This is a genomic window from Synechococcus sp. R55.4 (assembly GCF_047461935.1).
Classification (GTDB): Bacteria; Cyanobacteriota; Cyanobacteriia; order Thermostichales; family Thermostichaceae; genus Thermostichus.
On record NZ_JANSIF010000043.1, the window covers coordinates 17,102 to 28,726 of the forward strand.

Consider the following 11,625-nt stretch of genomic DNA (forward strand, 5'->3'; position numbering starts at 1 on the left):
GTTTTACCTTGCCGCAATACCGGTCTAATGCCTTGTTGGCAGGAGTTCTGGTGGCTGCCACCCTGTTTATCAACGCACATCTGCTGGATCCCGACCAGGGATTGGACAAAATCGGGCAACTGGGTTTTCACGTCGGTGGGGGATTTTTGTCTGCCGGCGGATGAGGCGGGGATCCGCTCAGGGGTGACCACGGTGGTGGAGGCGGGGATCACCTTCCTGGCGTTTTGTGCAACGGTGGCGTCAACTGCCCAGACGCGGGTTTATGCTTTGATCCTTCTCTGCTCTACATCGCCACTTCGGATTTCATCGCCCATCGCCTCAGGCTGGCCGTGGATTGGAAAAATCAAGATCTGGATCGGGCCAGAGCAGTGATCGAGACCCATCGCCAGGTGGTGGTTGGCCGCAAGGCTCGTCCCACCCTCAAGCTGGGAGAGAGGGAATCACCCACGCTCACTTCCGCTCTGATTCTTGGCGAAGAATATGCCTGCCGATCATGATTCATCTGGGCCGCTTCCCGATGGATGAGGTGTTGGATCCCTTCGATTTGTTGGATCGCCTGCGTTCGGGAGAGATTGTCAGCAACGAACAAAAGGCCCGTGCCCGCGACTACGCATTGCAGGTGGCAGAGCTAGAATCCAAGGCAATTGCAGCTTTCAACCGCAAGTTGGCAGCCTTGTCACCGGCTTGAGCCGCTCTGGAGCGGATGCCCATTTTATGATTTCGGATCAGCAGTGGATGGAACGGTGTCTATCCCTGGCCCGTTCCACACCTCAGCGTCCCTCTCCCAATCCACGGGTGGGCTGCGTGATCGTGCAGGAGGATCGGGTGGTGGGAGAAGGCATTCATCCGGGGGCAGGGCAGCCTCATGCCGAGGTGTTGGCTCTGCAACAGGCGGGATCCCTGGCCAGAGGCGCAACGCTCTACGTCAACCTGGAGCCCTGCAACCACTATGGGCGCACTCCCCCTTGTACCGAGGCCATCCTGGCCGCCGGGATCCGGCGGGTTGTGGTGGGGATGCAGGATCCCAATCCCTTGGTGGCCGGCAAAGGGATCCGACGCCTGCAGGAGGCGGGGATCGACGTGACGGTGGGAGTGCTGGAGCAGAAGTGCCAGGAGCTGAACGAGGGGTTTGCCTTTGCCATTGTGCAGAAGCAGTGCCTTGGTCTGCTGAAATACGCCATGACCCTGGATGGCAAGAGCGCCGCCGCCACCGGCCACAGCCGCTGGATCAGCAACCCTCTGGCGCGGCAATGGGTTCACCAACAGCGGGCCTGGCACGATGCGGTGATTGTGGGATCCCGAACCGTTTGGCAGGATAATCCGCGCCTCACCTGTCGCCTGGCGGAGTTGCAGGGATCCCAGCCGTTGCGGGTTGTTCTCAGCCGTTCTCTGAACCTGCCCCCTTCTGCCCATCTGTGGCAGGTGGAAGAAGCGCCGACGTTGGTGATCACAGAAGCTGTGGCAACCCATCCTTTGTGGGGATCCCTGGCCAAGCAGGGGGTAGAACTGCTGCATCTGCCCCAGGTAACCCCCTCGCGGGTGGCACAAGTGCTCTTTCAGCGGGGGTGTCTGAGCGCCCTCTGGGAATGCGGGGGTACGCTGGCCTGGGCAGCCCTCAAAGATGGGGCGATCCAGAAAGTAGCCGCCTTCATCGCTCCCAAGATCCTAGGCGGAGCCGCTGCGCCAACCCCGGTAGCAGGCGAGGGGATCCCTGATGTCAACCAAAGCTGGCAACTGGTGGAGCCCCGGCTGGAGACCTTGGGGGATAACTGGTTGATCATCGGAAAGATCTCCTCTTCAGTTGGCCACAGTAACCTACTAAAGTGACCAGCTTTCGATTGCCATACAGGGAGCTTCAGATTTCTGAACGAACAGGCTGATATCTGTTCAATGTAAATGGATATACTCATCAGAAAAACACGGCATTTCTGCAAAGTGGGGTTCAGAATTGAGCTCAATTGTGCTAGGCTGGTCAATGTTTTGGGGGGGTCAATTGACGTTTTGGTAAGGTCAGCAAAATCAAGCTGTAGGGATCTATCGAGATTTTCCTGAGGTGAGCCTTGCAAACGGCAACGACGAAGACTCTAGCCTCTTTGTCCAGCCCTTCTTTGCTTGCCCAGTGAGCGGCTTGAAAGTCGTCCTATCTCATTTTCAAGTACAAATCCCAGGATAAGGAAGGGCATTGTGTTGAATCTTTTTGCCAGCCTGCTGTTTGCATCCGCTTTCCTCAGCCCATCGGGAAACGTCGTCATCGAGGGGGATCCAGGGGAGTGGGTTTTCGCCGATCATCAAGTCCTAGAAGGGGTTACTCTAACCCTTCTCACACGGCCCGGAGAGAGCTTGGCCTCTTGGAGAGAGATGCTCTCCGTCATGGACGTTCATGTCGAGGGATCGCCGCGCTTTCTCGCCAACCACATGCGGGACAACATCCTGGCCAACTGCCCCCAAACGACTTGGGAGTTCCATCGGGAGAGCGAAGAAGATGTGCTCTACGAGTTCCGCAGTGCTGGTTGCCGTGGAACGGTGAGTGGAGTTGAGGAACATGAGATTGGCCGGATCACCCGAGGCCCAAGCGGCAGTGTGCGCATTGCCTATGCCGCAAAGCCAGAGATGACGTCCGAAGTGCGAAGCCGCTGGCTGAACTTACTGGGCAGCGAGGTGGGGACAGCTCAGGGTTTTCCCATTCGCAACCTCAGCGGGGCGATTGCACAGCCTTCTTCCCCGGTTTCGGAAGCCCCAACCGCAGAGCGGCAGATCGCCCGGTGGCTGCAGGAAGCAACCGATGCCCTGAAGCAGCAGGAAGATTTGCTGGCTGAGCTGGATCGCCTAGGTCAGGAAGCGCAAGCAGATGCCCGTGCCTACAGCGGAGAGATCCCCAAAGGGGCGGGGCTGAAGACAATCGGCCTGTACCGAGGTCGGGGGGACGGCAGCCCTGGCGAGGCCACAACCGAGTTCAAGACCACTGACACCTTGATCTGGGCCATCTTGCCGGTGGGCAACCTTCCTGCCAACGCCAAGGTGGAGATGCTCTGGTACTACGAGGGCGGAGAAGCTGGGGGCGAGCAACTAATCCGCAAGCTCGATGTTCCCTGGGATCCCTTGGCCGATACCGTGCGAGGCTTTCTGAGCTTCAGCCAACCCTACACCGGGCGCTACCGCGTCGAGATTCATGTCAACGGCGAGAAGGTAGGAATTGGCCGCTTCACAATCCAATAGTCTCCTGCAAGAAGTACCCCTCCTACGGGGTTACACAGGCTTGGGGGTGGACAATCTCCATCACCAACTCCGACGGGGTGAAGACTGTTGTGCTGGGATCCAGAGGGGGGCTTGCTATCCTCGACGGGTTCTGCTGACAGGCCTGGCTTTGAGGTTGTAGATAAGGCTGGTGCGGTATTGCAACAGCAAATTGCGCAGGTAAAGGGGCAAGTTGCGTCGGTAGAGGGAGCGGGTTTTGCGGTAGATAGATTTGCTGCGCCGGTTAATCGCTTGGCTGCGCCGCTGCAGAGAGGTTTGGAGTGGACGTTGGAGTGCCAGGGATCCGGGCACACGCATCAACCTTGGCCGTACCATATCCCCCCTCGAGAGCGGCGTTGAATGTTGGATCCAGTGTAGGGGATCCTCAGGGAAGCAGCCGCCAGCGGGTCAGCCTATTGCGCAGGCGGTCTGCCCAGCTTGCCGAGATCCCGGCAAAAGTTTCATCCCTCTCCAGATCTTGCAACAACTGCCGACCCAGAGGTGCCAGACGGTACCGGTCGGTGATCCCCTGCCCATCCACTTCCCGCCGCAACAGCCCCACCTGAATCAGCCACATCAGCTCCTGATCCGCCCGCATTTCCGATAAAGGACGCCGGGTGTAGCCCGCTTGAACGCCCGCCCAACCTGCAATCTTTGCCGGCGGGATCCCTTTTGTGCTCATGGCCTGCAGCAAGGGCAACCGAAAAGGGCTGCAAATCCAGGCACGCCAAGCCCTTCTGTACACTGACTCAGAGTCATGGAGCATGAGGGACAAGGGGAGTCCTTATGTTCTTATTCAATTCTGTCAATGGCCGTTGAGCAGCAGGCTTGTTACAATAAATTACGATATGTTGATCATCCTTGCCATTGTTGTCCTCCTGGGATTCTGGGCGCTGCGCTTGATGGAGCAGGCTTTTCAGAGTCAGGAGTTCTCGCGCATGTTGGCAGGGACACTGGTGGCTGTGGCTGCCGGCGGCGTCTTGACCTGTTACTTTCTGATGAGCGATACCCTTCAGATGTTGTTTCATCTGCAAGCGCAGTCCCCCTCTTCCTACTCTCAAGATCTGCTCTCCGATTTGAGCTGGCTTGATCAGTAAATGGGCGGTCATGAGCTACACCAATGCAGTAGCTCCGCTAGCGAGGTTGTGACGCAGCTTTTATAGTCGTTTTAAGCCGGAATGAAACATTTCCATCTAGCTCCCCTCTCTTGCTGGGGGTAGGGCGGCAGCGGAGAACGCTTAGGGAGTGTTTCAATCTAGTTTGAAATGGAAGGCCAAAGTATCTGGGGTTATGGCATCCTCCTGCATCCGCAAGGATGGAGTAGCAAGACCTGCCGCCCGCTTGCCAACAGTGAGCGGGAGAAATCCTGCAAGCTGTGAAAAAATCCGTTGACTTGAGCCGTGGGAAGAATGTCAATGGGCCAATTGGGTTGCCAGCCAGGCTCGGATGCTTCGGATCATTTGGTGGTTGGGGGCCAGTAGGTTCTGGTAGATCAACTGTCCAAAAGCATCGATGGGGCTGAACTCCTCCCCGACTTGGAAAGGATAGCTAAAACCCAGTGGAGTGAGGTGATCCCCCTCGAGATGCTGCCACTCGGTGTGGCCTTGATACTTGCGGCAAAGCTGTTGGTAGAGCAGAGGAATGTCGTCAATATCATCCTGTCGAAATTCTACGAGCAGGTTGTGTCTAACCGGATACTGCTCCTCAATTAAGCGGTTGGTTTCTGCTGGGGAAGGCTCGAACTCCAACCACAGGTTCACAGGCGGCGAGGAGGATCCCATCCACATCCGCCACAGATCGGCAAGCTGTTGTTGAGGCCAAGCTTGGGCCAACAGCCGCAGCAATGGCAAAGCCCGATCTAGCCCGGCATTGCTGTAGGCCAGGAAAATATTGCCTCGCCGCTGGGATCCCAGAGAAGGAACGGCTAGACAAGAGAGGATCTGCAACTTACAGCCCAGGCTATGACCCAAACCAAACAGGGGCAACTCCAGCAAACCCTTGCTTTGCAGGCTTCTGTGCAAAGATTGGGCTGCGTTGAGCGCCAGTTGGGCGTGATCGATATCGGTGGTGTAGGGGGTGGCAACAACGGCCATGCCCATACGGGCCAGTTCTTCCAGCAGGCGGCTGTAGAACACTTGCGGGGCAGCTCCCACAAAAGCTCCACCCAGAAAGTGAACGACGGCGCGGGGTTGAGGGGGCAGAAGGAACCAAGTATGCCCATCGGTTTGCCAAGTTGGTGCCATGGTGTTGCAACCTCGCCTGCGAGTTTGTTGAAGCTTTCCCCATAACCCAGCGCTCGGCAGATCCCACTTTGCCCACTTTACGCCGGTTCCCCGCGCTGGCCAGCCCCTGGAACTCATCCTAATGGACATCTTGCCCAGACATGGGGATCCCCAGTTAACTTCTGATGCAGCAGGCAAAACTCTGCCCCGCCTCAGACTGAGGTTCTAGCACCGAAGGGTAGTGCGCTACACTCGCCGAGATTGGGTTTTGAGTGTAGGATCCCTGCCCAAAAGTTGCTGCGGCTGCTATGACTAGGGCAGTGGGTGGTGAGGGATCGTGATGAAGACTTCACAGCTTGAAAAAGGATGCCTGCTGATCGATTGTCAGGGCTTCGATGAAAAGACGATAAACCTATTTTTGGCGCCTGGGCCCGATCCCTACCGGGAAACAGAGGAATTTCTCCTGGACTGCGAGATGCGGGCAGATGAGCTGCCCCGTTATCTGCGGCGGGCCTTGCTGGAGTTTCAGTTGTATTCCAATTCGGAAGGGATCCTGCTGCTGCGGGGCTTGCCCGTGGATCCCGGACTAGACCATACCCGCACACCGGCTCTGGCGCAGCGCTCTGAGGAGAAAACCACTTTTGTCAGCGAACGCTGCTTGGCAATGATCGGCAGCCGCTTGGGGCATTTGGTCTCCTACATCCAAGAAAAAAACGGGGATTTGTTTCAAAACTTGGTGCCTACTCCCGACAGCGAAGAGGTGCAATCTTCCGAGGGATCCCGCACTCGGCTACAGTTTCACCGCGAGACGGTTTTTCATCCCCACTCACCGGAGTTTTTGCTGCTGTTTTGCCTGCGCCCCGACCATGATCGTGTGGCGGAAACCACCTACGCCAGCATCCGTCATGTCCTGCCTCTGCTAGGAGAGCGAGAGCGGGAGCTGCTGTTTGAACCCCTGTATCGCACTGGCATCGACTACTCCTTCGGCAACCGGCAAGCCCTGATCAATGGACCCATTTTGCCGGTGTTGTATGGCCGTCGAGAGGATCCCTTCTGGAACTACGACGAAGACCTGATGGTGGGGCTCACCCCCGAAGCCAGTCTGGCTCTAGAAGCCCTGAGGAAGGGAATCCACGCTGTCTACCGAGGCATCAAGCTGGAAACAGGGGATCTGCTCTGTATTGACAATCGCCGCACCGTTCACGGACGGACTGCCTTCTCTCCCCGCTACGATGGCTTCGACCGCTGGATCCAACGCTCATTTGTGGTTCGGGATCTCGGCCTTTCGGCAAGGGATCGCCATCCCGGTGAGCGCATCATTCGCACCGCCTTCGCCACAGAGGGTGAGGCCCAAGCTGCCCTCAATGGGGAGCAGGTCTGTCTCAGAAGATCCTGAGAAGTTCGCAGACTTCAGCGCCATCCATAGCTCAAGTCCGTAAAAGTACTATTGGCGATTTCCCCGAAAGGGTTTGGATGAGTCGCCCCAGATTCTGATGTCAAAATACGTGATCCTCACGATGGCTATCGCAGAGCGTTTCCAGCATTCTAGGCTTATGAGCCAAAGCCATCAATTCTTCTCACGATTGCGAGGTTAAGATGAGCATTCGCCAGATCATCGATGAGGTTTTACAATCTTCGGTTTTAACTCTGCAGCAGGAGTCCAGCATTAACCAAATCCTCTGGGAAAAAAACTATGATCTATCTGATCTAGAGGCTTTAGATAAGCTGGTGGAAGCCATTTTGCGCCAAGAGGTAAGGGCTGCTTCCGATCCCTGCTAGAAACCTAGCCTTGCTTGCAAACGACGGCAGATCTTGCTCAAAACTTACACACTTACACAACGCACAACTGAGAGCAATTGTGCATGCTCCTAGCATGAGTCGGGATGAGATTCCAATCTCTCGACAATTTCCCGGATTAAATGCTCATCAGAGCGATTGATCTCGGGGTGGAAAGGCGCCTGTTTTAAGTAGCGCTTGAGATCCTGGCAGGCTTGCTGCCAACGGCCCAACTGATAATACAACAGCCCGCGATCCCTTAGGTGGGGCAAGGATTCAGGGATCAACAACAAGATCCGTTCCGCTGCTGCCAAAGCGGGTTCCAGTTCGGCGCGGCTCAGATAAATTTGCTTGAGGTTGTTGAGCAAGCGTACCAAGATCAGGCGGGGAGGGGTGGGGCGTAGGTGGTGTTCTTGGAAAGGGATCCCAGGCCCGTAGATTTGCGACAAAAGCTCTTGACAATCTTCTGGAAATAAAATCTCCCCCTGCTGAAAGGGATCCACAAAAATCTCGGCGCCTGCAAACAGGGGCCGGATTAAAAAGTGGCCGGGCATGCCCACTCCTGCCATGGGAAAATCGATCCGCCGCGCCAGCTCTAGATAGATCAGCGACAGCGTAATCGGGATCCCGGTGCGCCGATCGATCACTTCGTTCAAAAAGCTGTTGCGTGGGTCGTAATAATCTTCGCGATTGCCACGAAAGCCCAGATCCTCAAAGAGATAGTGATTCAAGATCTTGATGACCCGCAGGGGATAACGCTCCGGGGGAAGGCGCTCTTGCACCTCTGCGGCCATCTCATCCAGAGCGGCCACATACTCTTCCACCTCCAGATCGGGATAGGCTTCTTGGGCAATCCAGAGGGCCGCCCGACCCAGATCGATGGGCTCCGATTGGATTTCAAGGGCAAAGCGTTGACGGGCAGCAGGAATGCTCATGAAATGTTAAATATTAAATATTGAGGTTCTTTGCAAGGATCTCGGTTAGAACAGCAGCGTGCAAAAGCTGGTCAACAGCAACGTCACTGCCGTCAAGAGCAGGCTGAAGCTCCAAAGCCACAAGGCTGCAAGCAGCAGGATCCCGATCACCCAAATCAGCAGAGCATTCCAATAGGGTCGGTTGGGGGCTTTGGACACATTAATTTTCTGGAAGAAGGGCAGCAGGATGAACGATACATCCAACAACAGGCGCGGCAGCCGCAAATTGTCCGGCAGCGGCAGATCTCGCACCGCCAAATAAAGCAGCCCCCAGCTCAACAAAAGCGGGATTAGGAGCAGATAGTTGGATTCGGCCAGCAGGGGTCGATCCACCACCAGCGGAAACAGAGGGCTGATCCCCCAGAGCAGATAGAGGTAAAAGTTGAAGTTCAGCAGCGGCTGTAGCAGAGGGGGCACCTTGAAGCGTTGACCTTGGGATCCGATCCCGTTTACCTGAGCTGCGATTTTCTGGCCCAGGGATCCACCTTTTTGAGGGGTTTGCGCTGCCGGAGACGCCCGCCAACCGCAGTGGTCGCAGTAGGGAGACTTGAACCGGTAGGCTGGGATCGGCTTGCCACAGGAAGGGCAACGTTGGATCGGACGAGGTTGAGAACTGGAAGCCATGACCACCCCGCGGTACTTCTGCCTTAGCATGCCCCAATGGCTCTCAGTTTACTCCCAGGGCAAACGACAATGTAATACAGGCTGCCCCCAAAGCCGCGCCGGCCATGACCTGAACGGGAGTGTGCCCCAGCAATTCTTTCAGGTAGGGTTCTGGAAAACGGTCGGCGCCCTTTTCTTCAAACCATTCTTCCAGGAGGCGATTCAGCACCTGCGCCTGTTTTCCGGCGGCTTGGCGGATCCCCGCGGCATCGTACATCACCACCAATGCGAAAACCACCGTCGCGGCAAACAGCAGGCTGTCCCAGCCTTCCTGCATCCCCACCCCAATGGACAAAGCCGTCACCAACGCTGCGTGGGAGCTGGGCATTCCCCCGGTTTCCACCAAGACTCGCAGGTTAACCTTGCCTGACCGCACATAGGAAAGGATCAGCTTGATGGCTTGGGCCAACACACTGGCCAGCAAAGCAACCCAGAGGACATGATTGGCCATCAACTGTTGCAGCATACGGCTCTCCAGCACAGACATGCGAGCAGGGTCTCCAGGGATCCCATCTAACTTGTCCTCTTGTCCTGCCCTAATGCTGACGGCGAGTGATGAAATCTGCCAGGGCCAACAGCGGCTCTGCCCGCGATCCATAGGGGCGCAACGCTTCCTTGGCCGATTGAATCAGCTCCTCGGCTTTTTGCCGGGAAGCCTCTAGGCCCAACAAGCTGGGATAGGTGGCTTTGGCGGCAGCTTGATCCTTGCCTGCCGTTTTGCCCAGTTGCTCGCTGGTGGCGGTGATGTCCAAAATGTCGTCCACAATCTGAAAGGCCAAGCCAATATCGCGGGCGTAGCGGCTCAGGTGGTCCAGCAGCTCCTCATCTCCCCCCGCCAGGATCCCTCCCGAAACCACCGAGACCTCCAGCAGAGCGCCGGTCTTGTGGCTGTGAATGTACTCCAGAGTTTCCAGGGAAATGGCCTTGCCCTCCGACTCCAGATCCACCACCTGCCCCCCTACCAACCCGGTTGCCGCCACAGCATGGCCAATGCGGGCGATCACCTGTAACACCAACTGCGGCGGTACCCCCTGAGTTTGGCTGGCAATGTGCTCAAAGGCAAAGGCCAGCAGGGCATCTCCTGCCAAGATGGCAATGTCTTCGCCGAACACCTTGTGGTTGGTGGGTTTGCCGCGGCGAAAGTCGTCATTGTCCATGGCCGGCAAGTCGTCATGGATGAGCGACATGGTGTGGATCATTTCCAGGGCACAGGCGGTAGGCAGAGCCTGCTCCACAGTGCCGCCGGCCAACTCGCAAGCAGCCAGACAGAGGATGGGCCTGAGGCGCTTCCCCCCTGCCAATAGGCTGTAGCGCATCGCCTCGTAAATGCGCTCCGGATAGGCGGGAACCAAAGCTGCAGAGAGAGCTTCTTCCACCTGTTGCTGACGCTGGCTCAGGTAGGCTTTCAGGTTAAAGGTTTGGGCAACCAAGCGGGGTTTCCTCTCAACTCGGCAATGGGGGGATCCTTGTCGAGCCGTTCTTCAACAGACTTGTCAGGTGTCATTATCTCATGTCCACTTTAATTGGGGATCCCAGCCCAGAGGCCAAAAGGGTAAGAAGTAACAGCAAGTTGCAGCCGATGAAGAAACTGCAGGGATCCTGAGCCGCCAACTTGCGGTTGCTGTCGCCACAATGTCAGGATTCATAAGGATCTTTAGCCGGATTGCCCTCCTATGTCCCACTCGCCTGTTCAGCTCAGCGCCACCTCCTCCACCGCCAGCGGTGCGGAGCACTTGGGTGACCGTTTGCTGCGGGCGGCCCGAGGGGAAGTGCTGGATCGCCCTCCAGTTTGGATGATGCGCCAGGCGGGTCGCTACATGGCGGCCTACCGCGAGCTGCAAAGCAAGTACACCTTTAAGCAGCGTTGCGAGATCCCGGAGCTGGCCGTCGAGATCTCGTTGCAACCGTTTCGGGCCTTTGCCCCTGATGGAGTGATCCTGTTCAGCGATATCCTCACCCCCCTTGAGGGCATGGGCATCCCCTTTGAGCTGGTGGAGCATCAGGGGCCAATCATCGACCCGCCGATTCGTTCCCAAGCCCAAATTGAACGCATCCGCCTCCTGGAACCGGAAGAAAGTCTGCCTTTCATCAAGACCATTCTCAGCACCCTGCGCCGCGAGGTGGAAGGAAAAGCGACGCTGCTGGGATTTGTCGGCTCCCCCTGGACTCTGGCCTGCTATGCCGTGGAAGGGCGCAGCTCCAAAGATTACGCCCACATCAAGAGCTTGGCCTTCGCGCAGCCGCCATTGCTGCATCAGTTGCTGAGTAAGCTGGCCGACAGCATTGCCCGCTACGTGATCTACCAGATCGAGTGCGGCGCCCAGGTGGTGCAGTTGTTCGATACTTGGGCCGGCCAGCTCAGCCCAGTCGATTACGAGTGTTGGGCCTTGCCCTACCAAAAGCAAATTGTGGATCAGGTGAAAGCTCGCTATCCGCAGGTGCCACTGATCCTCTACATCAACGGCAGCGCCGCTTTGCTGGAGCGGGTGGGCAAAGCCGGCATCGACGTGTTCAGCCTCGATTGGATGAGCGACATGGCAGAGGCCAGGGCTCGCCTGGGATCCCTAGCGGTGCAGGGCAATCTGGATCCAATGGTGTTGCTGGGATCCCCGGAGTTCATCCGGCAGCGCACCCTAGAGGTGATTCGAAAAGCCGGATCCCGTGGGCATATCATGAACCTGGGCCACGGCATTCACCCAAGCACTCCAGAGGCCAATGTCCATTACTTTTTCGAGACGGTGCGCCAGTCGGCAGAG

At 57.0% G+C, this 11,625-nt stretch carries 15 protein-coding genes; 8 read left to right on the forward strand and 7 right to left on the reverse strand.

Going from position 1 to position 11,625, the window contains the following annotated elements; all coding sequences use genetic code 11:
* The first annotated feature begins 224 nt into the window (after positions 1–224).
* The 4 genes from NW842_RS10345 to NW842_RS10360 all read left to right on the forward strand — a co-directional run bounded on the left by NW842_RS10345 (position 225) and on the right by NW842_RS10360 (position 3,216).
* A complete protein-coding gene (locus tag NW842_RS10345; RefSeq protein WP_414417976.1) occupies positions 225–497 on the forward strand; it encodes a hypothetical protein in 273 nt (90 codons plus the stop codon).
* Positions 494–688, forward strand: coding sequence for a hypothetical protein (locus NW842_RS10350; protein ID WP_011433441.1), 195 nt, complete (start codon positions 494–496; stop codon positions 686–688). Before NW842_RS10345 ends, NW842_RS10350 begins: the two co-directional genes overlap by 4 nt.
* Positions 689–714: 26 nt before the next feature.
* A complete protein-coding gene (ribD, locus tag NW842_RS10355) occupies positions 715–1,827 on the forward strand; it encodes a bifunctional diaminohydroxyphosphoribosylaminopyrimidine deaminase/5-amino-6-(5-phosphoribosylamino)uracil reductase RibD (protein WP_414417977.1) in 1,113 nt (370 codons plus the stop codon).
* 357 nt (positions 1,828–2,184) lie between these two features.
* Complete coding sequence (locus NW842_RS10360; RefSeq protein ID WP_414417978.1) at positions 2,185–3,216, forward strand: hypothetical protein; 1,032 nt, start codon at positions 2,185–2,187, stop codon at positions 3,214–3,216.
* Positions 3,217–3,330: 114 nt separating this feature from the next.
* On the opposite strand, the gene NW842_RS10365 is transcribed toward NW842_RS10360, so the two are convergent.
* Entirely contained in the window at positions 3,331–3,570 is a 240-nt protein-coding gene (locus NW842_RS10365) for a hypothetical protein (RefSeq protein ID WP_148202739.1), read from the reverse strand.
* A gap of 49 nt (positions 3,571–3,619) precedes the next feature.
* On the reverse strand, positions 3,620–4,000 hold the full coding sequence (locus tag NW842_RS10370; RefSeq protein WP_414417979.1) for an Npun_F0494 family protein: 381 nt from the start codon (positions 3,998–4,000) through the stop codon (positions 3,620–3,622).
* A gap of 82 nt (positions 4,001–4,082) precedes the next feature.
* Here NW842_RS10370 and NW842_RS10375 point away from each other — a divergent pair, with 82 nt between their 5' ends.
* Positions 4,083–4,331, forward strand: a complete 249-nt coding sequence (locus tag NW842_RS10375) for a hypothetical protein (protein ID WP_011433446.1) — start codon at positions 4,083–4,085, stop codon at positions 4,329–4,331.
* A gap of 315 nt (positions 4,332–4,646) precedes the next feature.
* Here the strand turns inward: NW842_RS10375 and NW842_RS10380 are convergent, their stop codons facing one another.
* Complete coding sequence (locus tag NW842_RS10380; RefSeq protein WP_414399561.1) at positions 4,647–5,477, reverse strand: DUF1350 family protein; 831 nt, start codon at positions 5,475–5,477, stop codon at positions 4,647–4,649.
* Positions 5,478–5,796: 319 nt separating this feature from the next.
* Here NW842_RS10380 and NW842_RS10385 point away from each other — a divergent pair, with 319 nt between their 5' ends.
* Positions 5,797–6,852, forward strand: a complete 1,056-nt coding sequence (locus NW842_RS10385; protein WP_414417980.1) for a TauD/TfdA family dioxygenase — start codon at positions 5,797–5,799, stop codon at positions 6,850–6,852.
* A gap of 200 nt (positions 6,853–7,052) precedes the next feature.
* Positions 7,053–7,235 carry a hypothetical protein gene (locus NW842_RS10390; protein ID WP_414342619.1) on the forward strand — a complete coding sequence of 61 codons (183 nt, stop codon included), beginning with the start codon at positions 7,053–7,055 and terminating at the stop codon, positions 7,233–7,235.
* A gap of 89 nt (positions 7,236–7,324) precedes the next feature.
* On the opposite strand, the gene NW842_RS10395 is transcribed toward NW842_RS10390, so the two are convergent.
* Genes NW842_RS10395 through crtE form a run of 4 tightly spaced genes read right to left on the reverse strand, consistent with a single transcriptional unit; the run spans position 7,325 to position 10,299 of the window.
* A complete protein-coding gene (locus NW842_RS10395; RefSeq protein ID WP_414350903.1) occupies positions 7,325–8,167 on the reverse strand; it encodes a SirB1 family protein in 843 nt (280 codons plus the stop codon).
* 45 nt (positions 8,168–8,212) lie between these two features.
* Entirely contained in the window at positions 8,213–8,830 is a 618-nt protein-coding gene (locus NW842_RS10400) for a hypothetical protein (protein ID WP_414417981.1), read from the reverse strand.
* Between the two features lie 43 nt (positions 8,831–8,873).
* Positions 8,874–9,356 (reverse strand): divergent PAP2 family protein, encoded by a 483-nt coding sequence (locus tag NW842_RS10405; protein ID WP_414417982.1) that lies wholly within the window; start codon positions 9,354–9,356, stop codon positions 8,874–8,876.
* A gap of 49 nt (positions 9,357–9,405) precedes the next feature.
* Complete coding sequence (gene crtE / locus NW842_RS10410) at positions 9,406–10,299, reverse strand: geranylgeranyl diphosphate synthase CrtE (RefSeq protein ID WP_414417983.1); 894 nt, start codon at positions 10,297–10,299, stop codon at positions 9,406–9,408.
* A 243-nt stretch (positions 10,300–10,542) separates the two neighbouring features.
* Here crtE and hemE point away from each other — a divergent pair.
* Positions 10,543–11,625, forward strand: a 1,083-nt coding sequence (gene hemE, locus NW842_RS10415) for a uroporphyrinogen decarboxylase (RefSeq protein WP_414417984.1), incomplete at its 3' end; no start/stop codon positions are given.